This is a genomic window from Pseudomonas bohemica (genome assembly GCF_002934685.1).
Lineage (GTDB): Bacteria > Pseudomonadota > Gammaproteobacteria > Pseudomonadales > Pseudomonadaceae > Aquipseudomonas > Aquipseudomonas bohemica.
The window spans coordinates 195,496-219,952 of sequence record NZ_NKHL01000118.1; the positions used below are offsets into that span (position 1 = coordinate 195,496).

The 24,457-nt window shown below is 61.0% G+C and carries 23 protein-coding genes and 1 pseudogene; 6 read left to right on the forward strand and 18 right to left on the reverse strand.

All coding sequences use genetic code 11. The features are described 5' to 3' along the window. Positions 1 to 690 (reverse strand): SDR family NAD(P)-dependent oxidoreductase (locus CE491_RS23820; protein ID WP_110950885.1); only part of this gene is annotated, 690 nt, incomplete at its 3' end. Between the two features lie 128 nt (positions 691 to 818). Between CE491_RS23820 and CE491_RS23825 the strand changes: the two are divergent. Beyond that, positions 819 to 1,351, forward strand: a pseudogene (locus CE491_RS23825) (N-acetyltransferase family protein). A gap of 112 nt (positions 1,352 to 1,463) precedes the next feature. Then, entirely contained in the window at positions 1,464 to 2,243 is a 780-nt protein-coding gene (locus CE491_RS23830; RefSeq protein WP_110950782.1) for a DeoR/GlpR family DNA-binding transcription regulator, read from the forward strand. Between the two features lie 34 nt (positions 2,244 to 2,277). Here the strand turns inward: CE491_RS23830 and CE491_RS23835 are convergent, their stop codons facing one another. From CE491_RS23835 to CE491_RS23850, 4 genes are all read right to left on the reverse strand, one after another. After that, positions 2,278 to 3,807, reverse strand: a complete 1,530-nt coding sequence (locus CE491_RS23835; protein WP_234407669.1) for a sensor domain-containing diguanylate cyclase — start codon at positions 3,805 to 3,807, stop codon at positions 2,278 to 2,280. A 352-nt stretch (positions 3,808 to 4,159) separates the two neighbouring features. Continuing rightward, positions 4,160 to 5,500, reverse strand: coding sequence for an MFS transporter (locus CE491_RS23840; protein ID WP_110950784.1), 1,341 nt, complete (start codon positions 5,498 to 5,500; stop codon positions 4,160 to 4,162). Between the two features lie 149 nt (positions 5,501 to 5,649). Continuing rightward, positions 5,650 to 7,203 carry a UxaA family hydrolase gene (locus tag CE491_RS23845; RefSeq protein ID WP_110950785.1) on the reverse strand — a complete coding sequence of 518 codons (1,554 nt, stop codon included), beginning with the start codon at positions 7,201 to 7,203 and terminating at the stop codon, positions 5,650 to 5,652. Positions 7,204 to 7,416: 213 nt separating this feature from the next. Further along, positions 7,417 to 8,373, reverse strand: coding sequence for a LysR family transcriptional regulator (locus CE491_RS23850; protein ID WP_110950786.1), 957 nt, complete (start codon positions 8,371 to 8,373; stop codon positions 7,417 to 7,419). Between the two features lie 205 nt (positions 8,374 to 8,578). Here CE491_RS23850 and CE491_RS23855 point away from each other — a divergent pair, with 205 nt between their 5' ends. The 3 genes from CE491_RS23855 (at position 8,579) to CE491_RS23865 (ending at position 10,891) form a co-directional block, all read left to right on the forward strand. Continuing rightward, positions 8,579 to 9,892, forward strand: a complete 1,314-nt coding sequence (locus tag CE491_RS23855) for an L-fuconate dehydratase (RefSeq protein WP_110950787.1) — start codon at positions 8,579 to 8,581, stop codon at positions 9,890 to 9,892. A 244-nt stretch (positions 9,893 to 10,136) separates the two neighbouring features. Continuing rightward, on the forward strand, positions 10,137 to 10,556 hold the full coding sequence (locus CE491_RS23860; protein WP_110950788.1) for a YidH family protein: 420 nt from the start codon (positions 10,137 to 10,139) through the stop codon (positions 10,554 to 10,556). Beyond that, a complete protein-coding gene (locus CE491_RS23865; protein ID WP_110950789.1) occupies positions 10,553 to 10,891 on the forward strand; it encodes a DUF202 domain-containing protein in 339 nt (112 codons plus the stop codon). The genes CE491_RS23860 and CE491_RS23865 overlap by 4 nt, the downstream gene beginning before the upstream one ends. Positions 10,892 to 11,026: 135 nt before the next feature. On the opposite strand, the gene CE491_RS23870 is transcribed toward CE491_RS23865, so the two are convergent. The 13 genes from CE491_RS23870 to CE491_RS23935 form a co-directional block, all read right to left on the reverse strand. Next, complete coding sequence (locus CE491_RS23870; RefSeq protein WP_110950790.1) at positions 11,027 to 12,622, reverse strand: gamma-glutamyltransferase family protein; 1,596 nt, start codon at positions 12,620 to 12,622, stop codon at positions 11,027 to 11,029. 72 nt (positions 12,623 to 12,694) lie between these two features. Beyond that, the gene (locus tag CE491_RS23875) at positions 12,695 to 13,579 is read right to left on the reverse strand and encodes an ABC transporter permease (protein WP_110950791.1); all 885 of its coding nucleotides are present in this window, start codon (positions 13,577 to 13,579) and stop codon (positions 12,695 to 12,697) included. Next, positions 13,579 to 14,523 carry an ABC transporter permease gene (locus CE491_RS23880; RefSeq protein WP_110950792.1) on the reverse strand — a complete coding sequence of 315 codons (945 nt, stop codon included), beginning with the start codon at positions 14,521 to 14,523 and terminating at the stop codon, positions 13,579 to 13,581. Before CE491_RS23880 ends, CE491_RS23875 begins: the two co-directional genes overlap by 1 nt. A gap of 43 nt (positions 14,524 to 14,566) precedes the next feature. Beyond that, on the reverse strand, positions 14,567 to 16,066 hold the full coding sequence (locus tag CE491_RS23885) for an ABC transporter substrate-binding protein (RefSeq protein WP_110950793.1): 1,500 nt from the start codon (positions 16,064 to 16,066) through the stop codon (positions 14,567 to 14,569). Continuing rightward, the gene (locus CE491_RS23890; RefSeq protein WP_110950794.1) at positions 16,063 to 17,196 is read right to left on the reverse strand and encodes an ABC transporter ATP-binding protein; all 1,134 of its coding nucleotides are present in this window, start codon (positions 17,194 to 17,196) and stop codon (positions 16,063 to 16,065) included. Before CE491_RS23890 ends, CE491_RS23885 begins: the two co-directional genes overlap by 4 nt. Next, the gene (locus tag CE491_RS23895) at positions 17,193 to 18,200 is read right to left on the reverse strand and encodes an ABC transporter ATP-binding protein (protein WP_110950795.1); all 1,008 of its coding nucleotides are present in this window, start codon (positions 18,198 to 18,200) and stop codon (positions 17,193 to 17,195) included. The genes CE491_RS23890 and CE491_RS23895 overlap by 4 nt, the downstream gene beginning before the upstream one ends. Further along, a complete protein-coding gene (locus CE491_RS23900; protein WP_110950796.1) occupies positions 18,197 to 18,934 on the reverse strand; it encodes a FadR/GntR family transcriptional regulator in 738 nt (245 codons plus the stop codon). The genes CE491_RS23895 and CE491_RS23900 overlap by 4 nt, the downstream gene beginning before the upstream one ends. Positions 18,935 to 19,422: 488 nt before the next feature. Next, positions 19,423 to 20,226 (reverse strand): 2,5-didehydrogluconate reductase DkgB, encoded by an 804-nt coding sequence (gene dkgB, locus CE491_RS23905; RefSeq protein WP_110950797.1) that lies wholly within the window; start codon positions 20,224 to 20,226, stop codon positions 19,423 to 19,425. A gap of 294 nt (positions 20,227 to 20,520) precedes the next feature. Then, positions 20,521 to 21,060 carry a PaaI family thioesterase gene (locus CE491_RS23915; protein ID WP_110950799.1) on the reverse strand — a complete coding sequence of 180 codons (540 nt, stop codon included), beginning with the start codon at positions 21,058 to 21,060 and terminating at the stop codon, positions 20,521 to 20,523. Positions 21,061 to 21,279: 219 nt separating this feature from the next. Continuing rightward, on the reverse strand, positions 21,280 to 21,840 hold the full coding sequence (locus CE491_RS23920) for a DUF1003 domain-containing protein (protein ID WP_110950800.1): 561 nt from the start codon (positions 21,838 to 21,840) through the stop codon (positions 21,280 to 21,282). Between the two features lie 104 nt (positions 21,841 to 21,944). Beyond that, positions 21,945 to 22,151, reverse strand: coding sequence for a hypothetical protein (locus CE491_RS23925; RefSeq protein ID WP_110950801.1), 207 nt, complete (start codon positions 22,149 to 22,151; stop codon positions 21,945 to 21,947). Between the two features lie 122 nt (positions 22,152 to 22,273). After that, complete coding sequence (locus tag CE491_RS23930) at positions 22,274 to 22,756, reverse strand: GreA/GreB family elongation factor (RefSeq protein ID WP_110950802.1); 483 nt, start codon at positions 22,754 to 22,756, stop codon at positions 22,274 to 22,276. 26 nt (positions 22,757 to 22,782) lie between these two features. Next, positions 22,783 to 23,178 (reverse strand): hypothetical protein, encoded by a 396-nt coding sequence (locus CE491_RS23935; protein WP_110950803.1) that lies wholly within the window; start codon positions 23,176 to 23,178, stop codon positions 22,783 to 22,785. Positions 23,179 to 23,293: 115 nt separating this feature from the next. Here CE491_RS23935 and earP point away from each other — a divergent pair, with 115 nt between their 5' ends. Then, positions 23,294 to 24,451: an elongation factor P maturation arginine rhamnosyltransferase EarP gene (earP, locus tag CE491_RS23940; RefSeq protein ID WP_110950804.1), complete on the forward strand. Its 1,158-nt coding sequence runs from the start codon at positions 23,294 to 23,296 to the stop codon at positions 24,449 to 24,451. Positions 24,452 to 24,457 lie beyond the last annotated feature (6 nt).

The following is a 24,457-nucleotide window of genomic DNA, read 5'->3' on the forward strand; positions in this document are numbered from 1 at the left end:
GGTGGTCGCCGCACGCTGAATAACCGAACTCGGGCGGTTCTGCATGACGAATTCCGCGGCGCATTCTTCCAGCGACTTGCCGGTTTTCTCTACTTCATCTTTGAACATGTCTGCCATGCCGTCGGACAAGGTCGGTCCAGGCAGTACCGCATTGACAGTGACGCCCGTGCCTGCCAGACGTTTGGCCAGGCCTCGGGAAATCGACAGATTGGAGGTCTTGGTGAACCCGTAATGGATCATGTCGGCGGGAATGTTCAGTGCCGACTCGGACGAAAGGAACACGATGCGGCCCCAGCCGCGCTTGGCCATGGCATCGGCATAAGCACGGGATAAACGCACGCCGGACATCACGTTGACGTCGAAGAAACGCTGCCAGACATCGTCCGGGGTATCGAAGAAGTCCTGCGGACCATAGATGCCGACGTTATTGATCAGGATATCGACCTGCGGCACAGCCTTGACCAGCGCTTCGCAACCTTCGGCACTGCCTACGTCAGTGGCAACGCCACGCAGCCGCGCGCCAGGCACTTCCTTTTGCAGACCTGTGACAGCTTTATCCACCGCTTCCTGCTTACGGCCATTAACAATCACCTCGGCCCCCGCTTCGGCCAGCCCCTTGGCGATGGCATAGCCGATACCTAACGTCGAACCCGTTACCAGAGCGGTTTTGCCGGTCAAATCGATTTTCATGTCGGGTATCTCCGTAAAGGTCGAAAGAAAGATGGAGTGCTCAAATCAGCATGGGTTCACGGCCGATGCCGATCGAGTATGCTGGCCACCGAAAAACACGCTCGTTCTAAGTTCCAAGGATGCATGTAATGAGTGACAGGAACGCACTCCAACTCTCTCTTCGTCTGGCAACTTCCGAGGATGCCTTGCGCATTGCGGTGCTGGGCATGCAGGTCTTTCTCGATACCTACGCCACCGAGGGCGTTCGTGATGCGCTGGCGCGTGAAGCGCTGAATTCGTTCTCGCCCAAAACCATTTCAGCTCTGATCGCGCGCCTCGATACGTCGTTGATCGTGGCCGAGTCAAGGGGCATCTTGTGGGTTTTGCGCAGTTCGAAACACAAACCGATCACCCCATGATCCTTGATCCTGATGCGGCCGAATTGCAGCGGCTCTATGTGCAGGAGCGCTTCACGGGACACGGAATCGGCGGGCGATTGCTGGCGTTAGCCGAACAGCATGCCTGCGCGAAAAAAGCGGCGATGCTGTGGGCGACCGTGTGGGTTGGCAATCTCCGAGCCCTGGCGTTTTATCCGAAGCAAGGCTACGCGCACATCGGATCACCAATTTATGAGTTGCAGGATGAGGTGCATGCAAATGCGCTGTTTCGAAAGCTGCTTTGAGTCGGCTGGCGTTTACCTCTGACGTCAGCCAGACCTGCGTTTGACATCACCCCAAGCCACCCTCCATCATCCTGCTCGTTCATGATCGATTCAGCTTGATTTCGAGGCCTTTATGTCTGCCAACCCCGAAGCTTTTCCTGGCGAACGCCAGCGTCTGATTACCGAGCGGCTGGCTGTGCATGGCCGGGTGATCGCGGCGGAGCTGGCGGAGGAGTTCAACGTTTCCGAGCATTCGATTCGTCGTGATCTCGGTGCGCTGGCGTCTGCGGGGCTGTGCAAGCGCGTGTATGGCGGGGCGATTTCGCTGGCGTCCGACGGGCCGATCACCGCGCGTATCGAGCACGAGCCGAACCGCAAGCGCTCGCTGGGCGTTGCGGCAGCAGGGCTGATCAGTACCGGGCAGCATGTGTTCATTGACGGCGGTTCGACCAATCTGGCCATCGTGCGAGCCATCGATCCACAGATGGCGCTGACAGTCACCACCAACGCGCCGCTGCTCGCCGTGGAGCTCATGAAGCTGCCGCAGGTGGAAGTGATTCTACTGGGCGGGCGACTCAGCCCGGTGGCGGGCAGCACATTTGGTTTCACCACGATTCAGCAGTTGGCCCATTTCAATTTCGACCTGTGCTTTCTCGGCGCCTGCGCGCTGGATGCGGTGAAGGGCGTGACGGCGTTCGACATGGACGTTGCCGAGTTCAAGCGGGCGGTGGTGGCGCGTAGCGGACAAGTAGCGGTGGCGGTGATCAACCAGAAGCTGGCGAGCATCGCGCATTATCAGGTCGCATCGTGTGAGGAGGTCGGCGCGCTGGTAGTCGAGCATGATGCGCCGGCGGACCGGCTGGAGTTGTTTCGCGGCAAGGTGGCGCAGATCGTGGTGGCGCAGGCGGATTGATTGTCTCGCCACAGGTTGCGTCAGCCTAGTCTCTTCAGCCCATCACCGTCCGATTACGCCCCTGATGCTTGGCGGTATATAGCGCGCTGTCGGCGCGTTCGACGAACGCTTCCATGGTCGGGCATTCCTGGGCCCCGCAGCCGTATACCCCGAGGCTGATGCTGACGATCTTGTCCGGGTTGCCTTTGTGTTCGATGGCCCTGGCAAGGACGGCCAGGCGGATTTTCTCTGCCAGCACATAGGCGCCCTGGGCCTCGCTGTAGGGCAGGAACACGGCCATCTCTTCGCCGCCGTAGCGCACCGCCAGGTCGCCTGTGCGATTGAGGTTGCTGCGGATGCATTCGGCCACGGCGACGATGCATTTGTCGCCCGCCACGTGCCCATAGTTGTCGTTGTAGCTCTTGAAGAAGTCGATATCGATCATGATCAGGCTCAGCGGATGCAGATTGGCCTGGCCGCTGACGAACTCGAGCCCGAGGATTTCCTGAAAGTGACGGCGATTGGCGAGGCCGGTCAGGCTGTCCTGCAATGCGAGTTTTTCCAGTGAGTGACTGGCGATGCGCAGCTGCGATTCGGCGTTCAAGCCGAAGCGGATCTGCTGGAACAACAGCACGCCGAACAAAAGATTAGCCACTACCACGCAGACGATGGTCGCCAGCGAGCGCCAGGCATACTGGCGCCATTCATCGAGCACCTCCTGCTCCGACAAACCTGCCAATACCACCAGTGGATAACGATCCAGGCGCTTGTAGCCGTAAAGACGCATTTCGTGGTCGAGGAACGAACGGACCGTCGCCGTGCCTTCGTATTGTTCCTTGAGGTATGTGCGGAACAGTTCGCCTTCGGCGATCGACACGCCGCGAACATTTTCCAGCGTTGGGCGGCGGGCCAGAACCGTGCCATTGGCCATGGCCAGGGTCAGCACCCCGTGTTTGCCGATGTCGAATCGGTCGAAAAATCGGTCAAAGTACGAGAGTTCGATGGTTGCCAACACTACGCCGGCGAAATTTCCTGCCGAATCATTGACGCGGCGAGACAGCGGAATGATCCAGTCTCCAGTGGTACGGCTGCGAACGGCCTGGCCAATGTACGGCAGGGTGCTGTCGATAGCCTTGTGAAACTGGAAATACTCGCGGTCTGCATTATTGGCATTGGCGGGCACGTGACTCATCGACGTCGCCGCCCAGTTGCCTTCCTTGTCATAGATGAACAGCCCCTGAATCTGCTCGACGCTGGCGGCCGTGGCGCGCAGGAATTCATGCATGCGTGAACTGCTGGCCGAGCCGAAACCGTCGAAAGACAGGCGCTCGACGATACCCGCCACCGGAATGTCAGCCTGATCGAACGTGTCGTCGGCCTGCTGCGCCATCGAGCGCGACAGGTTGGCAACCGTGGTGTCGGCAATGTCCAGTTCGTGATTGCGACTCTGGCGCAACTGCCACAAGGTGATGCTGGTGATGGAGAAACACACCAGCACGGTGAAGAATCCCGCCAGCCACAACACAGGCATGCGCTTCAGGCGCCGGTTCCTGGCGTCGAAGACTGTCCCTTCTACTTGTCTCAAGCCCCGCCCTCACTGACGTCTACGATCTCTGACCAACCGATGTGACGAATGCTCCATGCATCGTGACACACGGTATCGCTACAGAGACCGTCTGCCACACAGCGTAGGACAAGTAGGGGATTTTGAAGGGAAAATTGTTGGTTGAGTATCAGGAAAGGGCACATTTGCCTGCGGTTCGGTAGTCGGTTTTGATTCTGGCCGCAGGCCGTGGGAACTCGGCTCGTCAGCGATCTCCTGCGAAGCTGTAAACGCGGTACCTGGGTTATATCTGAAGCACCGCTTGTCCCGGCGTTACTGCCGGTGCCGGGTCAATCGTCATACGCCCGCTGGCAGAAGCCGACCTTGATCCAGTTCAAACGCGTCGCCCCTGCGTCTCATCCACCTGCGGCTGCCAGTGCTTGTCCGCCGCCTCGGTATGCATCGGAATCGGCGCCTTGAGCAGTACGAAGTACGCCACCGCCGAGAGCAGCGCGACGATGGCGCTAACGGCGAAGGCGGTGGCGAAGGTTCCGGAGTACTCCACGCTGAAGCCCGTGACGATCGGCGCGACGGAGCCTGCGATGTATCCCCCGAAGTTCTGGATCGACCCCAGCGACGCGACGCGTTTGGTGTCGACGACCGTGTTGACCACCATCCAGGTCGTGGCGCTGGACAGGTTGATGCCCAACAGCGCCAGGCAGAGCAGGGCGATGCAGCCGCCGAGGCTGATGACGAAGGTCAGCGGCAGGGTGAAGACGGCGGCGAATACCAACCCACCGATCACCGTGTATTTGCGGCTGTTCAGCACGCCGACGCCACGCTTGACCAGACGGTCGCAGATACGTCCTGCTGCGACGGTGCCGATGGCGCCGAACACATAGGCGAACGACACCACCCACGCGGTGGAGTAGGGGTCAAGGCCATGCTCGCGCTGGAAGTAACCCGGCAGCCACGTCAGGTGCAGCCAGAGCATATAGATCACGCCCATGAACCCCAGAAAAGTCCCCCAGGTGCTGCGATGCTTGAACAGGTCGACCCAACCGGCAAAGAAAGAACCCTCACGTTGCGGCACTGCTGCGTCCACCTCGACGATTGCAGGCTGTCTGACCGGCTGTTCGCCCATGGCGGCGAGTTCCTTGAGGTACTGCGCGCGGCTCTTGTAGAACGTCAGCCAGCACAGGGCCAGGACGATGCCGAGCGCGCCGGTGATGATGAACATGCCGCGCCAGCTGAAGTTAACCATGAACAGCGTCAGGATCGGCGGCGCCAGGCACGGCCCGATGCAGGTCGCCGACCAGACGATTCCGGTGGGCGTGCCGCGTTCATGCTCTTCGAACCACTCGTTCAGGGTTTTCGCCGCCGAAGGAAACATCGGCGCCTCGCCAATCCCCAACAGCACCCGCAGGGCGAAAAAACTATTGAAGTTGTTGATGAAACCCGAAGCCGTCTGCGCCACCGACCACACCAGCAACGCCCCGCCCAGCGCGATCTTGCTGCCTAGCTTATCGATGACCATACCCATCGGCAGCTGCGCGAACGCGTACGCCAGTGAGAAAGCCGACAACAGAATGCCCATCTCCGAAGGGCTGATCAGCATGTCTTTCTGGATGGTCGTGTTGGCGATGGACAGCGCGCTGCGGTCCAGATAGTTGACGACACCGAACAGCATCAGAAAGACGACGGTGATCGTCTGGTAGGTCTTGAGGGTTTTCATAGGCACCTTTTTTATTGTTGTTAAGGTTGCTGACTGCCGAACCGAATGACGGCCGGGCAGGATTTTTCTGACCCTGCACTGTTCCTGAAAACACAGCTCCCGAAATACGAAGCCTGAAACGCAGGCCCGAAACTCGCTTGCTCGATCGATCAGGTAATGGCGCCGATCTGCCAGGGCACGAACTCGTTCTGCCCATAGCCGTGCTGCTCGCTTTTGCTGCGCATGCCGGAGGCGATGTCCAGCATCATCTGGAAGATAAAGGCGCCGCGCTCTTCGATGGTGGTGGTGCCGTCAGCGATGCCGCCGCAGTTCACATCCATGTCTTCCTGCTGGAATTCGAACACACGGTTATTGGTCGCCAGCTTGATCGACGGCGTCGGCGCGCAGCCATATGCCGAGCCACGGCCGGTGGTGAAGGCGATCAGGTTGGCACCCCCTGCGACCTGGCCGGTGGCGGAGACAGGGTCGTAGCCGGGGGTGTCCATGAAAACCAGACCCTGTGCACGCACCGCTTCGGCGTATTCGTACACGCCCATCAGATTGGTCGACCCAGCTTTGGCGACCGCGCCGAGGGACTTCTCCAGAATTGTCGTCAGACCGCCGGCCTTGTTGCCTGCCGAGGGGTTGTTGTTCAGCTCGGCGTTCATCCGCCGGCAGTAGTCTTCCCACCAGTGAATGCGCTGCACCAGTTTCTCGCCCACTGCGCGATTCACCGCACGCCGGGTTAACAGGTGCTCGGCGCCATAGATCTCGGGGGTTTCCGACAGAATCGCGGTGCCGCCGGCAGCCACCAGCCGATCCACCGCGTTGCCCAGGGCAGGGTTGGCGGTGATGCCCGAATAACCGTCGGAGCCGCCACATTGCAGGCCAACGATCAAATGCCGTGCGCTGACGGATTGGCGTTTGATCCGATCGGCTTGAGGCAGAAGCGATTTGACCTGTTCGATGCCGCTGGCAATGGTCTTCGACGTCCCGCCGGTGCCTTGAATGGTGAGCGCGCGCAACTGGTCGGAGGTCTTCAGGCCCTGGCTGTCGAGCAGGTCCTGAATCTGGTTGGTCTCGCAGCCCAGGCCCACCACCAGCACGGCCGCGAAGTTCGGGTGCACCGCGTAACCGGCCAACGTGCGGCGCAACAGGTCGATGGCTTCACCCTTGGAGTCAATCGCGCAGCCTGAGCTGTGGGTCAAGGCGACGACGCCGTCGACATTGGGATAATCGGCCAGCGCTTCAGGGTGGATATCGCGACGAAAGTGGTCGGAAATCGCCCGCGCCACCGTAGCCGAGCAGTTCACCGAGGTGAGAATGCCGATGTAATTGCGCGTGGCAACCCGCCCGTCGGCACGCACGATGCCTTGAAAGAACGCTTCGGTTTTTGGCGTTTCATGCGCATCGACACCAAAGGCGTAATCCCGCGAGAAGTCCGACATCTCGACGTTCTGCACATGCACATGCTGACCGGCCTCGATGGGCTGCGAAGCGAAGCCGATGATCTGCCCGTAACGGCGCAGCGGCTGCCCCTGCTCGACGCGCACGGTGGCGACCTTGTGCCCGGATGGGATGTCCTGCAGCACGGTAATGCCTTCCTCGTCCAGCCGCGTACCTTCGCTCAATGCCTGGCGGGCAACGAGCACGTTGTCGAGGGGGTTCAGGCGGATGACCAGCGCGCTGCTGTCGAACGCTGGAGTTTTGGCGATGAGTTCCATGCGGCCTCTCAGGACGGTTGCCACCTGGTCGACATGTGTGACACAGACATGTTTGACGCAACGGGCTCCCGGAGAGGAACTACACGTTACAGGCAGCCGGATTCTTATTGTGCAGGGGCGATTCGTAGCGCCCGGTTGTGAATCACTCTATGAAGCGTTCCGATAATTTCCCAATGAAAGGTTTCGATTGATCGATAACCCTGGGTTATCGAATCAGTGGCCGAGCGGCTGTTTGAGAAACGCCAGTAATTCCCTGACCGCCGCCGACATCGGCCTGGCTCTTGAGGTCAGCAACCCCAGATTGGCCATCGCCAGCGGCAACTCCACTGGCAGCACGGCGATCATGTCATAGCGAGCGTAATGCTCAGCGACGTCGTTAGGCACCACTGCGATCATGTCGGAAGACTCCAGCATCGCCGTGGTCGCCAATATCGAACTGGTTTCGATGATGTCCAGCGGCTGGATCAACTGTGCGGCCTTCAACGCATTTTCTACCTGACGGCGCATCGGGCTGCCCAGCGGATGCAGGATCCAGGTCAGCGGCGCAAGATCCGCCAGGGCTGGCTTTGTCTTCTGCATCAGCGGGTGAGCGGGGCGAGCGATGATGCGCATGCGTTCGCCCTGTTCGAACAATTCAATGTCCAGGCCCTGGCTGTCCAGTTGGTCCGGAAGCCGCCCCAGCACCATGTCGAAATCCCCGCGAATCAATGCCGGCAGCAAGGTGTCGCTGGTGCCGACTTCGACGGCGACGCGCACCTTGGGATGCTGCGCCTTGAACGCCAGCACGGCGCGGGTCAGCAAGGTCGGCACCGGGCCCATCACGGTACCGATGCGCACCATTCCCATGGCCCCGCGCGCCAGTTCGGCGATCTGCGCTTCGGCATATTCGAACTCATGCAGCGCGCTCTTGGCGTAACGAATCATCACCTCGCCAAACAGCGTTGGCTGCATGCCCCGAGGCAGACGCTCGAACAGGGGTACGCCGAGGCGATCTTCCAGTTGCTGTAACAACAGGCTCGCCGCCGGCTGACTGGTGTGAATCGCCGCCGCCGCCTTGCGCAGATTGCCCAGATCACCCAACGCGTTGAGCAGTGCGATCTGACGGCTGGAGATCTTCAGCGAGGCGAATTTTTCGGGAAGCTCTGACATATCGGATTTGATATCAATCATTAGGATTTCGCAATTATGCCTGTATCGGTTGTTGGCCTACAGTGAGATTCATTGGCGCATGCGAACCCTGTAGGAGCGCGCTTGCCCGCGATGGCGATGGATCAGGTACGAAGTCGTTGACTGACGAAACGAAATCGCGGGCAAGCGGGCTCCTACAAAGATTTGCGCCATCCCGAGAATTCTCGAAAAACAAAAAGAGCGTCCCATGCAGATCACTTCCGTCTCCATCCGCGACATCCGTTTCCCCACCTCGTTGTCCCTCGACGGCTCCGACGCGATGAACAGCGCGCCGGATTATTCGGCGGCCTACGTCGTGCTGCACACCGATTCTCCCGATGGCCTCGAAGGCCACGGGCTGACGTTCACTATCGGACGTGGCAACGAGATCTGCGTGGCGGCCATCCAGTCGCTGGCGCCTCGTGTAGTGGGGTTGAGCCTGGAAGCGATCACCGCCGATATGGGCGCCTTCTGGCACGACGTGACCGCTGGCGACAGCCAATTGCGCTGGCTGGGGCCGGAAAAGGGTGTGATTCATCTGGCGACCGCTGCACTGATCAACGCCGTCTGGGACCTGTGGGCCAAGGTCGAGGGCAAGCCGATCTGGAAGCTTCTGGCCGACATGACTCCTGAGCAGCTCGTCAAATGCCTGGATTTCAGCTACGTCACCGACGCCATCACTCCGGAAGAGGCCATCGCCCTGTTGCGCCGGCAAGTACCGGGCAAGGCCAGGCGTGAAGCTCACATGCTGGCCGAGGGGTATCCCGGTTACACCACGGCGCCGGGCTGGCTGGGCTATTCGGAGGAAAAAATGCGTCGTCTGGCCCGTGAAGCCATTGCCGACGGCTGGACCCATATCAAGCAGAAGATCGGTTCGGACATCGAAGAAGATCTGCGCCGCGCCGCGATCCTGCGCGATGAACTGGGTTGGGAACGCACGCTGATGATGGACGCCAATCAGGTGTGGAGCGTCGAGGAGTCGATCAGCAACATGCGCAGGCTCGCGGCCTTCGAGCCCTGGTGGATCGAGGAGCCGACCAACCCGGACGATATTCTCGGCCACGCCACCATCCGTCAGCGCATCGCGCCGATCGGGGTCGCGACGGGCGAGCATTGCCACAATCGGGTGATGTTCAAGCAGATGTTCCAGGCCGGGTCCCTGGATTTTTGCCAGGTCGACGCGGCACGGCTGGGGGGCTTGAACGAGGTGCTGATCGTGCTGCTGATGGCAGCCAAGTTCAACGTGCCGGTCTGCCCGCACGGCGGGGGCGTGGGGCTGTGCGAATACGTGCAGAACATCTCGCTGTTCGACTACATCGCAGTGTCAGGCTCGCTGGAAAACCGCGTGCTGGAATACGTCGATCATCTGCACGAACACTTCCTCGACCCGGTGGTGATTCGTCGCGGACGTTACATGCCGCCCAAGCGTGCGGGCTACAGCATCGAAATGACCGCCGACACGCTGGAGCGGTATCAGTATCCGAATGGGGCGATCTGGGTGGATCTAGCTGATAGCCGCTGAACCGTCGTCGCGGTCGCTTGTGGGATGGGTTTGCTCACGAAGGCTGACGTTCAGGCGCTACAGATGCTGTGAATGTACCGGCCTCTTCGTGAGCAAGCTCACACAGACCGACGTTTAGCTATGGGGTGCGCGCGCCAGATCGACAAGGGCTTACGTCCACAGGCACACCAATGTCGCTACCGATACGGGCCTTTCAGGGGCATGACCGGTATGATCACGGTCATCTACCCGACCACGGTGCGACATGAATTCTCCGGACCCCGGTAAAGCCACCCCCCCAGTCACTGCCCCCTCCGATCGCGACCGTCTGTCCACATCTCTGCTGGGCGGTGGTTGTGAGCCTGACCCAAGATTCACCCTGGCCAACGAACGCACTTTCCTGGCATGGATTCGCACAGCACTGGCGTTTCTGGCTGGTGGTATCGCGGTCGAAGCGTTCACCGGCGATGTCTTCACCCCTGGCCTGCGGCGTGCCGTGGCGTTATCGCTGCTGATATTGGCGATGCTGGTCAGCGTCAGCGCCTGCGTCCGCTGGCTGAAGGTCGAGCGCGCGATGCGTCTGCGCAAGCCGCTACCCTTGCCGGTGCTGATGCCGATCCTGTCGCTGGGCGGGGCGCTGGTGGCGGCGGGGCTGATCGTCTTCCTTATATACGGCGCAGCATGAATTCTCGCGAGCCGCGCGCCTTGGGGCATGACGATCCGGGGCTGCAGCCGGAACGCACGCTACTGGCCTGGCGTCGCACATTGATGACGCTGCTGGTGGTGTGCACCCTCTTCCTGCGCTGGATTCCGCCTTTCGGACTCATCGCACTGCTGCCGGTCATTTTCTCGCTGACGGCAGGGATCCTGGTCCAGATCGGCCTCAATGCGCGTTATCGCAAAAGTACGAAAGGCTTGAAGCAGGAACGTATTCCCCCGCCGTTTCGTGAGGTGGTGGTGTTGGGGGGCACGGTAATTGTGCTGAGTCTGATGGGAATTTATGCGGTGGGGTTTGGGTGAGCGTGATTAGCATCTGATGCAAAACCTGTAAGAGTGAACTTGCTCGCGATCGCGTTGGGCCGGTGATGCCGTTGGTGGCTGACAGAACGTAATCGCGAGCAAGCGCGCTCCTACAATGGGTTGTTCGCCGGTAACTCAATAAGCCGCCACCAACCCATCCTTGCGTGGATCGGTCCCACCCACATAACCATGGGCCGTGCGCTGGATAATCTGCGCCCCTCCAAACGCGAATACGCCGCTCGGATCTTCGATCTCGACATCGTGCCCCTTGGCTCGCAGTTCTTCGATCACCAACCGGTCGAACGAGCGTTCCACGGCGACTTTCAAACCCGCTTCCAGGCGCCAGCGCGGGGCGTCGGCGGCAGCTTGCGGGTTCTGCTTGTAGCGCAGGATACGCATCATCATTTGCAGATGCCCCTGAGCCTGCATCGGGCCGCCCATCAGGCCGAAAGACATCAGCGGAGTGCCGTCGGCGTTCATCACAAAGCCCGGGATGATGGTGTGGAAAGGGCGTTTACCCGGCGCGACGGTGTTGACGTGTTCGGGATCGAGGCTGAAGCCCGCGCCACGGTTTTGCAGGCTGATGCCGGTGCCGGGCACTACCACGCCGGACCCGAAGCCCATGTAGTTGGACTGGATGAACGAGACCATCATGCCGCTCTCGTCGGCGGTTGAAAGGTACACCGTGCCACCTGCCTTCGGCGAGCCGTGCAGCGGGTCTGCGGCCTGTTCGCTGACCAGCGCGGCGCGCTCCTTCAGGTACGTCGGGTCCAGCAGATGCTCGGAGCCCACACGCATGTGCTCGTTGTCGGCGACGTGCTGATTGAGGTCGGCCAGCGCCAGTTTCATGGCTTCCAGCACGGGGTGCACGGTTTCGACGCTGTCCACCGGATGCTCTCCCACGCCCAGCGCTTCGAGCATGGTCAGCCCGGCGAGCGTGGCGATGCCCTGACCATTGGGTGGCAGTTCGTGAACCACTGCACCGGCGTAAGGAACGGACAAGGTATCGATCCAGTCAACGCTATGGCTTGCCAGATCCTCCAGGCTCATGACGCTGCCATTGGCGTTGGCATGGGCGATGATCTGCTTCGCCAGTTCGCCGCGATAGAAGGATTCGCCCTTGGTTTCGGCGATCAGTTCCAGGGTTTTGGCGTGGTCGGTGAGCTTGATTTTCTCGCCGGCTTTTGGCGCTTTGCCGCCCTGCAGGAAGCATTCGGCAAAACCCGGCTGATCCTTGAGCAGTGCCGCGCCGCGCCGCCAAAGTTCGGCGATGATCGGTGTGACCTGATGACCGTCACGGGCATAGCCGATGGCGGGGCCGGCGAGGGTGGCGAAAGGCAGTTTGCCGTAGCGTTCGGACAATGCGACCCAGGCCGACACGGCGCCGGGAACGGTCACTGCACCCCAGCCGCGCTGAGGCATTTCTTCATGCCCGGCGAAGTGCTCCGGGGTCCAGCCTTGCGGCGAGCGCCCGGAGGCATTCAGACCCTGCAGTCGCTTGCCGTCCCAGACGATGGCGAAGGCATCGCTGCCGATGCCACAGCCCGTCGGCTCGACCACGGTCAGCACCATGGCGGCGGCAATCGCAGCGTCCACCGCGTTGCCGCCGCGGCGCAGCATGTCGAGGCCGGCCTGCGCGGCCAGCGGTTGCGAGCAGGCCACCATGTTGTTGCCCATCACCGGCGAGCGGGCGGACGCGTAAGGTTGGCTGTAATCCAGATCATCGAACATGACGTTCTCTCTTCGGCAGTTGATCAGCTTTTAAAAACAGAAGCGGGTGGGCTTCTGCAGTCAGTGTCGGCCTCAGCTTTTTGGATCGAGGGCATCGCGCAAGCCATCGCCCAGCAGGTTGAAGCACAGCACCGTGATGTAGATCGCCACTCCCGGCGCGATGGACATCCAGGGCGCCTGCTCCATGAAGTTTTTCGCGGTGTTGAGCATTGAACCCCAGGACGGCGAGGGCGGCTGTTGACCCAGGCCGAGGAACGACAGGCTGGCTTCGGCCAGAATCGCCGAGGCAATGGTCAGGGTCGCTTGCACCACCAGCGGCGATAAAACGTTGGGCAGCACGTAACGCAGGATGATCCAGCGGTCCGGCAGGCCGATGGCGCGGGCGCCTTCCAGATAGTCCTCATGTCGAATCGCCAACACCTGGCCGCGAGTCAGGCGCGAGAATATCGGCATCGCCGACAAGCCGATGGCGATCATCGCGTTGGTCAGGCTCGGGCCGAGAAACGCCCCGAGGGCGATGGCCAATACCAGAAACGGGCACGACAGCAGTGCCTCCATGACCCGCGAGATCACCGCGTCCAGTTTGCCGCCAAAGTAACCGGCCAACAGGCCCAGCGGCACGCCGATGATCATGGCGATGGCGACGGAGACGCCTCCGGCCAGCAGCGAACTGCGTGCGCCCCACAGCAGGCGGGAAAACAGGTCGCGGCCCAGTTCGTCGGTGCCTAGCCAATACATCATCGAAGGCGCCTTGCGCACTGCGAGGAAGTTGGCCTTGAGTGGGTCGTAAGGCGCGATCCACGGCGCCAGCAGCGCCGCGAGGATGAACACAATCAGCACTACCGCGCCGACCACCGCGCCTTTATTGGCGAGGAATTTCTTCACGAACGGCGAGCGCGTGTGCGGCTTCAACGGCTCTTTGAGTGGCAATGCAGGATTCACGGCAATCGCGGTCATCAGGCAGTCCTCAGGCGCGGGTTGATCAGGCGGTAAAGCACATCGGCCAGCAGGTTCAACAACAGGAAACCAATGGCCACGCACAGCACCACCCCTTGCACCACGGCGTAGTCGCGGTTGAACACGGCGTCGACGATCATCTTGCCGAAGCCGGGGATGCTGAATACTTGCTCGGTCAGCACGGCGCCGCCCAGCAACTCGCCGAACAGCAGGGTGGTGAGGGTGACGATCGGCATCAGCGCGTTACGCAGGGCGTGCTTGAGGATCACCGTACGTGGAAACAGACCCTTGGCCCGCGCGGTCCGTACGTAGTCGGCACGCAGTACCTCAAGCATGGCGCTGCGGGTGTGGCGCATCAGCACGCCGGACAGCCCGGCGCCAAGCACGAAAGCCGGGAGGATCAGGGTCTTGAGGTTCTGCCCGACATCTTCGCCCAGCGGCACGAAGCCGGAGGCGGGTAGCCATTGCAGTTTCACGGCGAAGATCATGATCAGCACAATCCCCAGCCAGAAGTGCGGGATGGAGATCCCCGACAGCGCGAACACGTTGGCCGCGTAATCGGTCGCCGTGCCCTTGCGCACCGCCGAAATGACGCCGGTGGGAATGCCGATCACCAGGGCGATAATCAGCGCCAGCACTGCCAGTTCAATAGTCACCGGAAGCTTGGAGGCCAGCAGCGTGGTCACCGGTTGCTCGGTGCGCAGTGAAGTGCCGAAGTCGCCTTGAAGTACATTGCCGACCCAATGGACGTACTGCAGCGGCACCGGATCGTTGAGCCGGTACTTCTCGCGCAGGTACTCCATCACGGCCGGGTCGCGCTCCTCACCGGCCATGGCCTGCACCGGGTCACCCGGCAGCAGTTTCTGCAGGGTGAAGACGAACAGCGAGACCAGAATCAGCGTCGGTATTGCACTGAGCAGGCGTCGCAGGATGAAAGTCAGCATGACGATTCCTCTCGGCCGAAACGGTTGTCCGCGGGACCGGTGATCATTTGAAGGCGACGTCGTTCAGGCGAATCAGGCCATCGGGGTTGGGCACGAAACCGGTAAGGTTGCTGCGCATGGCGATGATCCGGGGATCGAAATACAGGTAGCTGGTCGGCACGTCTTCGGCGAGCAGGCGCAGGGCTTCGAAGTACAGGGACTGACGTTGTGCCTGGTCGTTCACGGTGCGCGCCTTGTTCAGCAGTTCGTCGAGTTTAGGGTCGCAGAAGTGGCCATCGTTCTGGCCGCCCTTGCAGGTCACGAACTGATGAATGTCGCCATCCGGATCCGGCCGCCCGGACCAGGCGCTCATGCCGATCTGAAAGTTGCCGGCCTGTTGTTCGTTGAGCAGCGTGGCGTATTCGGTGGCGATCAGATTGACCTTGAAGCCCGCTTCCTCGGTCATGGCCTGAATGATCTGGCCCACCTGCTGCGCGATCGGATTGTTGGCGACCTTGAGCTCGACATTCACCGGGGTTTTCACGCCAGCTTCAGCCAGCAGTTTCTTGCTGGCCTCGACATCACGGGGCGGGATCGGCAGGTTCTTATCGTAGTACGGGCTGTTTTTCGGGAACGGTTGCGCACTCGGTGCATACAGCCCTTCGAACACCACTTGGTTGATCGCGTCGCGGTCGATGGCCAGCTCGAAAGCCTTGCGTACGCGTTTGTCCTTGCCCAGCGGGTTGTTGGCCTTGTCACCGTTGCTGGTGTTGTACATCAGCTGCATGTAGCCCAGGCCCGGCGTGCTGAACACTTGCACGTGGCTGTCAGCCTTGGCGGTCTTCACGTCGGTAGGCGCCACGCGCTCGATGATGTCCAGGTCGCCCGAACGCAGGTTGGCCAGACGCACCGAGGTGTCGGGAATCGGCAGGAAAATCACCTTATCGAAGTGGTATGCCTGCTTGTTCCAGTAGTTGTCGAAGCGCTCCAGCACGATGCGATCCTGCTGCACGCGCTGGACGAATTTGTACGGCCCGGAGCACACCGGTTTGGAGCCCACTTCGGTAGCCGACGCCTTGGGTGCGAGCATCATTCCGGCGCGATCCGACAGCTGCGAAATCAGCGTGGCGTCCGGCTGCTTGACCTTGATCGCCACGGTTTTCGCGTCGATCACCTCGATGCTTTCCACCGAGGCCAGTTCACTCTTGCGCAACGAATCCGGCAGGGTGCGGGCACGGTCGAGGTTGAACTTCACGGCGGCGGCGTCGAAGGTTTCGCCGTCGTGGAAGGTCACCCCTTCGCGCAACGTCATGGTCAGAGTCTTGCCGTCTTCGCTCCAGTTCCAGGCCGTTGCCAGTTGCGGCACATAGGTCAGGTCAGGCCTGACGTCCACCAGCTTGTCGCACAGTGCTGTGTACACCAGACGGCCCGAGTAGGTGCGCGAGCGATGCGGATCGAGCACGTCAGGGTCGTCCTGGATGCCGATGCGCAGCGTGGTTTCGGCGAACGCCGAGTTCGCAGCGAGCAGCAACAACGCGGTGGTCATCAGAGGGGCGAACTTCATGGCTGACTCTCCAGAGAAAGGGCTTGATGGCTTTTGAACAGATTCAGACGCTGGCTGTAGGCCGCGGTGGGCGTTGGCACGATCAGCGAGCCGGCGCCGGCATTGGCGATTTCGCGCCAGTAATGGCATGCGACCTGCCGCCCTGGCTCGACCGTTTCGAAAGCAGGTTTGAGCTCGCGACACAGTGCCTTGGCGTGGGGGCAACGGGTGTGAAAACGACAGCCCGATGGCGGCTTGCTCGGGCTCGGCATGTCGCCGCCGAGCAGCGGGCGCGGGCGGCGCAGGTCGGGATGGCTGACCGGCACCGCAGCCATCAGCGCTTGGGTGTAGGGGTGGAACGGGGTCTCGAACAGTGCGTTGACCGGCGCCAATTCAACGATTTCGCCGAGGTACATCACCGCCACTCGATCACTCATGTGACGGATCACCGCCAGACCGTGGGCAACGATCAGCAGCGTCAAACCGAACTGATGCTTGAGGTCTTCCAGCAGATTGACCACCTGCGCCTGTACCGACACGTCCAGCGCCGACACCGGCTCGTCGCCGAGAATCAGCCGTGGCTCGGAGGCCAGAGCGCGGGCAATGCCGATGCGCTGGCGCTGGCCACCGGAAAATTCGTGGGGGAAGCGACTGCCGTGCTCAGGGGCCAGACCGACCGTGCGCAGCAGCTCGGCAACCTTGTCCTGGCGCGCGCTGCGGGAGTCGTCGCGGTGCAGCCAGATGGGCTCGCCGATGATCGATTCCACGCTCATGCGCGGGTTGAGCGAGGCGAAGGGGTCCTGAAAGATGATCTGCAGATCACGCCGCACCTGACGCAGCTTGTCCGCGGGCAGGTTACCCAGATTGCGACCTTCGTAAATCACGTCGCCAGCGGTGGGTTTGAGCAGGTTCAGCAATACGCGGCCCAGGGTCGATTTGCCGGAGCCCGATTCACCGACCAGCGCCAGCGTTTCGCCGCGACGCACGGCGAGCGAGACCTCGTTGACGGCCTGCACCGGTGGTTTCTTGCGCTGAAAAAGCCCGGTCTCGCTGTGGAAGTGTTTGCTGACCGCAATGCTTTCCAAAATAGGTTGCCCCACGTCGCGCTCAGCGAGGATGCGCTTGACGACTCTTTGCTCTGGCGTGCTCATGCGCTGACTCCCAGATGCTGTTCCAGTGGCGCGCGAATGCAAGCCGCGTAGTGACCCTCGGAGATTTCCAGCAGGGGCGGACGGGCTTCGCGACAGGCATCGATCACGAACGGACAGCGACTGGCAAAACGGCAACCCGTGGGCATTTCCGCCGGCGTCGGAACGCGGCCATTGATCGTCGCCAAGCGTCCTTCTCGAGGCCCCACCGATGGCATCGAACCCATCAGGCCGATGGTGTAGGGGTGCTGTGGATCGTCGAACAAGGTCTTCACCGAACCGCTTTCGACGACACGCCCGGCGTACATCACCATTACATCGTCGGCGACTTCCGCGACCACGCCCAGGTCATGGGTGATGAGGATCATCGACGTGCCGGTCTCGGCCTGAAGGCTGGCGACCAGCGAAAGAATCTGCGCCTGAATGGTCACGTCCAGCGCAGTAGTGGGTTCATCGGCAATGATCAGCGCCGGATCGTTGGCCAGGGCCATGGCGATCATCGCGCGCTGGCGCATGCCGCCAGAGAGTTCGTGGGGGTAGGCGTCCAGTCGCTGCAGGGCGTCGGGCACGCGGACTTTTTCCAGCATCTCCAACGCGCGCTGTCTTGCTGCGCTGGCGGACAGGCCCTGGTGACGAATCACACTTTCGGCGATTTGCTCGCCGATAGTGAACACCGGGTTGAGCGAGGTCATCGGCTCTTGAAAAATCATCGCCATGCGGTTGCCGCGAACATCGAGCAAGCGTTCATCGGACATTCCCAGCAGTGGCTCTTCCAGCAGACTCGAAGCGCTGGCATCGACGTTGGCGGTTTCCGGCAGCAGACCCATGAGCGCCATGGACGTCACGCTCTTGCCGCAGCCGGATTCACCGACGATGGCCAGGGTCTTGCCGGGCTGGATCGAAAAGGAAACGCCGTCGACCACGTTGGCCGGGGCGTCCTTGAAGCGCACGGTCAGGTCACTGACGCTCAATACGGCGCGGGGCTGATTGCGAGGGGTGTCGCTCATACGCTGGCCTCGAGGTCTTGTTGAATGACGTGGTCCAGAGCCTGCTGCAAGGCGCGCAAATGACCGCGCATGGCGGTGGCGGCCTTGACCGGGTCGCGGGTTTCGATGGCGCCGACGATGTCATCGTGATCGTGGCTGTAGGTGTCCAGGCGATCGGCGTTGCGCGCGCGCTGACGCAAATCGCGCCAGGCGGGATCGAGGCGTATGGCATCGAGCATTTCGAAGATGTCCAGCATCAGCCGGTTGCCCGCCGCTTCTGCTATGCCGCGGTGCAGCGCGCTGTCCCACAGCTCGATGCCCTCGGCGTCGATTTCGGTTGCGTGCTGCTGGCGCGTGGTGCGTTCGCTCAGTCGGCGCAGGATCGCCATCTGCTCGCCGTTGGCCCGTAAAGCAGCCAGGGATGCGAGGGCGGGTTCCAGATACAGACGCGCTTCCATGACCTCGCTGAAATTGGTCCGGCTCGACAGCTTGGCAAAACTCATCGAGGCGCTGGGCGGGGTAGGGCCGACGAAGGTGCCTTTGCCTTGTCGGCGCCAGATCTGACCTTCGGCCTCAAGTACCGAGAGTGCGCGGCGAATGGCCCGACGACTCACACCGAAATCCACTGCCAGCTCACGTTCGGTAGGCAAAGCCCGCTGGGGAAATGCGGCATGTTGCGCGACCATCTGGCGCAAGGCATCCAGGGCCATTTTCGACGAGTTGTCGTGGGGCGCGTCGGTCTCGAACCTTTCCATCGTGGTCTCCCGTGACAGGATGAAACAGAAGTCCGCTCGCGGTGTTGGCCTGCGAGGGCGATGCAGAGATGGGTGCAATAGCGATGCCAATTGAAATTGGTTCACGGATCAAAGATAGGGTTTGAGAGGGGTGCGGCAGGCGATTGGGATGGCGTGGGCCAATCGTCAATGGTTCGGAAGGTTGGTTCGCGGGGAACAAGTCGATTGGTTCGGGAAAGAGGTGAACCAATTTTTCGGGGATGTTACCCGGGTGCCTGTTTATGGTTCGGGTGCATTGTTACGGGGCGCTGGTTCACGTCTGCAGAGGGCCTGTTGAAATTCAGAATTGAAGCTGGGGATAAACCTGTGGGAGTGAGTTTGCTCACAAAGCAGCCGGTACCTCCACCGGACTTATCCGGGGATGATAGTCAGTCTTCGTGAGCAGGCTCACTCCCACAGGCCGGGCCGATCCTGGGCTGAGAGGCTCAGCCCACGACGTAATCAGCAGCTCAGTCCCACTTCGGCGCAAGGCTGGCCGGGCTGGTCAGGCGATGGGCGCGATCGAGATCGGCGATCTGCTGCATGTCCTCGTCGCTCAGCTTCAGGTCTACGGCTTTGAGGTTGCTTTCCAGGTTGGCGCGTTTGGTCGAGGACGGGATGACCGAATAGCCCAACTGCATCGCCCAAGCCAGGGTGACCTGCGCCGGGGTCGCGTCGTGACGCTTGGCGATTGCCTGGATAACAGGATCCTTCAGCACTTCGCCCACGGCCAGGGTCATGTAGGAGGTGATCTTGATCCCTTGCTGTCTGGCGAATTCGGCGACGACGCGATTCTGCAGGTAGGGGTGCAGCTCGACCTGGTTGGTGGCAATGTTTTCCGCGCCCACTGCCGCAATGGCTTCCTTCATCAAGGCAATGGTGAAGTTCGACACGCCGATCTCACGGGTCAGGCCCTGCTTCTTCGCTTCCAGCAGCGCGCCCATGAATTGCGCGACCGGCACCTTGCCGCCTGGCGATGGCCAGTGGATCAGGGTCAGGTCAACATGGTCGGTTCTCAGCTTCGCCAGGCTCTCTTTGAGGCTCGGGATCAGCTTGTCGGCGGCGAAGTTGTCGGTCCAGATTTTGGTGGTGATGAACAGCTCATCCCGCGGTACGCCGCTTTGCGCGATGGCCTGGCCGACCTCGGCTTCGTTGCCGTAGATCTGCGCGGTGTCGATCACGCGGTAGCCCAGCTCCAGGCCGTTGCTGACCGAGTCGATGACGACCTGATCTTTCAAACGGAAAGTGCCCAGACCAAATGCAGGAACAGTCATTGAAGTACTCCAGTGCCAAGGTGAAAAATTCGAAGCCCAGTATCCCGGTTCGTTCCAGGCGGAAAAACCGCGGGATGAGCAAGGGAGTTTTGACCGGGATTCATGAATACATGGAGGATGGGGCAAGCGTTTGGGGGATGAAGTTCAAACTCAATGAACATTGGCGCTGGGTGATAGGCTGTTTGTAGCAGCGCGGCTCGCCGGCGTTGGCGTCTTTGAAATCGCCACCGCCAGCAAGCCGTGCTGCTTCAGCCTCTGTCGTAACCCGCGACCAGACCGACCAGCGTCGCTGATTTACCGGTTCATATCCAGAATCATGCAGGTCGTGGTGCCAGTGGCGAACAAACGTCCGTCGGCATCGTAGATCTTGCCCTCGGCCAGCGCCGTCGACCGTCCCAGATGCACCACCGTGCCCTCGGCGCGAATCGGGCCGGTCTTGTTGGTCAGCGCGCGGATGTAACTGATGCGCAGGTCGAGGGTGGTATAGCCCTGGCCCTTTTTCAGCTGCGTGTGGATCGAACAACCCATGCACGAATCCAGAAGCGTCGCGGCATAACCCCCGTGCACAGTGCCCAGCGGGTTGTAGTGCTGCGGACCGGGCGTGCCTTGAAAGATGAAACTGCCGGGCGTCCACTGGATCGGCACGAAATCCATCAGCACACCGATCGGCGGATGCGGATACACGCCGTTGCCGATGCCGTCGAAGAATTCCTGAGGGGTGAGCTGGGCGACTTCCGCCAGGCTCATGCTGCCAGCCTTGCCCAGACGGGCGCGCATTTGCTCTTCCTGGGTTTGCCAGAGGGCCAGAATTTCTTCGCGAGAGTTGCTTTGCATGGGCGTGCTCCGGGGACATCCGGCGGATTGTCGGATGAGGAAAAATTACGTCCATAATCCAGTGACTTCATGACGATCGCAATATCATAAATGTCCACTTAATGGCCAAAGCGGTCACTTGGTGGGTGAAGGGTGCGTTCACATCCCGCGCAGACATGGTCATCTGCAGGAACGCGCTCCCGCAGTAGCAATCGCGCGCCGAATCGACGGGCGCCAAACTCAGGCATGCCCGTCCTTCTTCACGAAATGCTTGTGCATGTCTGCCGTCAGCGCTTCGACACGTTCGGTCAGCACCTTGGTCATCTCGGTCAGGCGGGTGTTCTGTTCCAGCAATTCGAGCATCTGCGCGGTGTTTTGCGCGGCACGTGCCATGCGCTCTTCATTGGCCACCGCCAGGGCTTCGCGATGCTGCGCGTCGGCGTCGGCACTGGCCTTGTCCCGGGCAGCTTGCCGGGTCTGTGCCAGCAGGATCAGCGGCGCGGCATAGGCCGATTGCAGGCTGAACGCCAGGTTGAGCAGGATAAAAGGGTAGACGTCGAACTTCACCAGTCCGCTCAGGTTGGCAGCCACCCAGATCAGTACGATCAGGGTTTGCGCACCGAGGAACGTCGGTGTGCCGAAGAAACGCGCGAAGGCTTCAGCCTTCAGGGCAAAGGCATCGTTACCAAAGGTCGGCCCCAGATGCGCGTGACCTTTATGGAAGCGCAGGTGATCGACCTTGGCAGGCGCGGCTGGGGCGGCGGTGTCTGGGGCGGTAGGTTCAGGCGTGACAGCAGACATGGGCGTTCTCACAGGCAAAAAATAGTGCCCCACTATAGGCCCGTGCCTGCGAGCTTTGTACTGAACCTGCGCTGAATCGCTCGCTAGCTGCCAATCCTCCCGCGTCAATCCTCCTGATCGGGATACAGCGGCTTGGACCGGTGCATGATGTTGGCGTAGTCGTACACATACTGACGGCCAGCGTGGCTGGTCATGCGCAGGCAGTCGATCAGTTGTCGCTCTTTCTTGTTCAGGTATCTCAACCCTTTGTGGTCACTGGACTTGAGGCGATCACGTTCATGGGCGTCAGGGAAGGTAATGACGTTCGTCATGAAATATCTCCTTGGTTAAATCCGTGTGCCCGGCTCCATATTCCGGGCTTACCGTTTGTCGTGCGACCGTGCACCTTACCCACAAAAAGTCGGCCCCTTCAACCCTGCAAATGATCAACGGGTCACAGTACGCGCGTGACCTCGAAAGATTGGCGGCTGCCGTTGACGCTTATCTCAAGTTCATCGCCGTTGAACTTGCCGAGCAGGTTCTGCCCCAGCGGCGCGCGAGGGGTGATGACGGTGACCAGCGTTTCATCGACATGAATCTTCAGGCCCGCCGCATCCGGCCCGAGGAACAGATGCTGCTCCACGCCGCTGGCCGATTCGAGCACGATCAGGTCCCCCGACTGAATACCGCGTGCCTCATCGAACGGCTTTGGGACCAGTTGCCGATACAGCGCCAGCGACTGACGAATCTCCTCAACCCGACGCGCCTGACCGGCTGCCAGATAGGAGGCCTCAAGGCCCAGCGTGTCGTACTTGTTCTCGGCGATATTTTCTTCATGAGTCGCGGTTTCATACGCGGTTTGCGCGGCACGAATGGCGACGTCCAGATCGACGTCGAGTGTTTCGAGGATCCGTTGCAGAACCTGTTGCTTGTTCATGTGTGCAGTGTGTCTCGTCAAGGGATTCAGCCGCAGAACTGGTAGATCGCGGCGCGGCTTTTCTCGCTCGGCGCGGTCTGGTTCTGCTGCATCCAGAACTGGCATTTGGGGCCGTTGAAGCTGCGCTGCCGGTCGGCCTGTTCGGCTTCCTGGGCCTGACGTGCCTCGCTGTCGCGCAAGATCTGCCGATACTGATCGAACATCGAGTTGTCACTTTCCGGCCTGGCCTTGGCTGCGGGCGGCGCCGTCAGTTGCGCGGCGGCGTTGTTCAACGCTTGCGGCTGCTCGGCAGGCAGCGCTTTGTAGACCAACCACACGGTGAGCAGCACCGCCAGAAAACCCAGCCAGATGCCAGCGGCGATGGATACCGCCAGCTTCACGGGTTGGACTCTCAAAGACAGTTCGCGACGAGTGACGTACATAGCAGACTCCTGACTTGCACAGTGTCGATGGCGCGGATTGTCGCACGACCGGGGCTGGTGATTGTGCGTCGTTATGGAGGACAATCCGCTTTTTTGAACGTCCTCAGGAGTCCGGATGAAAGCCTCTTGGGATATTTTCTGTACCGCTGTGGATAACTTCGGCGACGTGGGTGTGACCTTTCGCCTGGCCCGACAGCTGGTCGCCGAGCACGATATGAAGGTGCGCCTGTGGGTCGACGATCTGTCGGCGTTCGTGCGCCTGTGCCCCGGCGCAGATGCAAAGGCCGAGCTGCAGTGGCATGACGGGGTCCAGGTGTGTTTCTGGCCCGGGGACTGGCAGCCTGCCGAACCCGCCGATGTGGTTATCGAGGCCTTCGCCTGCCGCCTGCCACCTGCCTATATAGAAGCGATGAAAGCGCGAAACCCACGTCCCTTGTGGCTGAACCTGGAATACCTGAGCGCCGAGGAATGGGTCACCGGTTGTCACGGCCTGCCGTCGCTGCAATCGAGTGGTATTCAAAAGTTCTTCTTCTTTCCGGGATTCAGACCCTCCACCGGCGGGCTGCTGCGGGAGGCAGGGCTGATCGACCGTCGCCATGCCTTCGAGCAGAATCCGACGGCCAGACAGGCGTTTCTCGCTGATCTTGGGATTTATCCACAAGCTGACGCGCGTCTGATTTCATTGTTCGCCTACGAACACGCCGGCCTGGGTTCGTGGCTGGATTGCCTGGCCCACTCTCAGGCTCACTCTTCAGTCCAGGACGCGCAGCCCACGCATCTGCTGGTGCCGGAAGGGCGCATCATCAGCGATGTCGAGCGCTGGCTCGGGGTTGACGGCTTGCGGGCGGGTGCAGTGCATGTGCGCGGCGATTTGACGATTCAGGTGCTGCCATTCGTTCGTCAGAAAGACTACGACCTGTTGCTCTGGTGCTGCGCCTTCAACGTGGTGCGCGGTGAGGACTCGTTCGTGCGCGGGCAATGGGCCGGACGACCGCTGATCTGGCACATCTACGAGCAGGACGACGACGCCCACTGGGCCAAACTCGATGCGTTTCTGGAGTTGTATCTGGCAGGTTTGTCCGAGGATGCGGGGCAGTCCTTGACTCAGGTCTGGCGCAACTGGAATGCCGGACAGGACATGACCCAAAGCTGGAGCGCGCTGGAAAAACACCGCGACGAGCTGACCCGCCATGCCGAACGCTGGTGTCTGGAACGGGCCTTGCAGGACGATCTGACGACTGCGCTGGTACAGTTTTACCGAAATTGGATATGATACGCG

Bases quoted from the DNA above. Each gene is read 5' to 3' on its own strand.
- CE491_RS23925 (WP_110950801.1), bottom strand. From the start codon at position 22,151: ATGACGAACGTCATTACCTTCCCTGACGCCCATGAACGTGATCGCCTC.
- CE491_RS23840 (WP_110950784.1), bottom strand. From the start codon at position 5,500: ATGAAAACCCTCAAGACCTACCAGACGATCACCGTCGTCTTTCTGATG.
- CE491_RS23880 (WP_110950792.1), bottom strand. From the start codon at position 14,523: ATGCTGACTTTCATCCTGCGACGCCTGCTCAGTGCAATACCGACGCTG.
- dkgB (WP_110950797.1), bottom strand. From the start codon at position 20,226: ATGACTGTTCCTGCATTTGGTCTGGGCACTTTCCGTTTGAAAGATCAG.
- CE491_RS23935 (WP_110950803.1), bottom strand. From the start codon at position 23,178: ATGTACGTCACTCGTCGCGAACTGTCTTTGAGAGTCCAACCCGTGAAG.
- CE491_RS23895 (WP_110950795.1), bottom strand. From the start codon at position 18,200: ATGAGCGACACCCCTCGCAATCAGCCCCGCGCCGTATTGAGCGTCAGT.
- CE491_RS23915 (WP_110950799.1), bottom strand. From the start codon at position 21,060: ATGCAAAGCAACTCTCGCGAAGAAATTCTGGCCCTCTGGCAAACCCAG.
- CE491_RS23875 (WP_110950791.1), bottom strand. From the start codon at position 13,579: ATGACCGCGATTGCCGTGAATCCTGCATTGCCACTCAAAGAGCCGTTG.
- CE491_RS23885 (WP_110950793.1), bottom strand. From the start codon at position 16,066: ATGAAGTTCGCCCCTCTGATGACCACCGCGTTGTTGCTGCTCGCTGCG.
- CE491_RS23920 (WP_110950800.1), bottom strand. From the start codon at position 21,840: ATGTCTGCTGTCACGCCTGAACCTACCGCCCCAGACACCGCCGCCCCA.
- CE491_RS23890 (WP_110950794.1), bottom strand. From the start codon at position 17,196: ATGAGCACGCCAGAGCAAAGAGTCGTCAAGCGCATCCTCGCTGAGCGC.
- CE491_RS23830 (WP_110950782.1), top strand. From the start codon at position 1,464: ATGTCTGCCAACCCCGAAGCTTTTCCTGGCGAACGCCAGCGTCTGATT.
- earP (WP_110950804.1), top strand. From the start codon at position 23,294: ATGAAAGCCTCTTGGGATATTTTCTGTACCGCTGTGGATAACTTCGGC.
- CE491_RS23845 (WP_110950785.1), bottom strand. From the start codon at position 7,203: ATGGAACTCATCGCCAAAACTCCAGCGTTCGACAGCAGCGCGCTGGTC.
- CE491_RS23850 (WP_110950786.1), bottom strand. From the start codon at position 8,373: ATGATTGATATCAAATCCGATATGTCAGAGCTTCCCGAAAAATTCGCC.
- CE491_RS23860 (WP_110950788.1), top strand. From the start codon at position 10,137: ATGAATTCTCCGGACCCCGGTAAAGCCACCCCCCCAGTCACTGCCCCC.
- CE491_RS23930 (WP_110950802.1), bottom strand. From the start codon at position 22,756: ATGAACAAGCAACAGGTTCTGCAACGGATCCTCGAAACACTCGACGTC.
- CE491_RS23865 (WP_110950789.1), top strand. From the start codon at position 10,553: ATGAATTCTCGCGAGCCGCGCGCCTTGGGGCATGACGATCCGGGGCTG.
- CE491_RS23900 (WP_110950796.1), bottom strand. From the start codon at position 18,934: ATGGAAAGGTTCGAGACCGACGCGCCCCACGACAACTCGTCGAAAATG.
- CE491_RS23870 (WP_110950790.1), bottom strand. From the start codon at position 12,622: ATGTTCGATGATCTGGATTACAGCCAACCTTACGCGTCCGCCCGCTCG.
- CE491_RS23855 (WP_110950787.1), top strand. From the start codon at position 8,579: ATGCAGATCACTTCCGTCTCCATCCGCGACATCCGTTTCCCCACCTCG.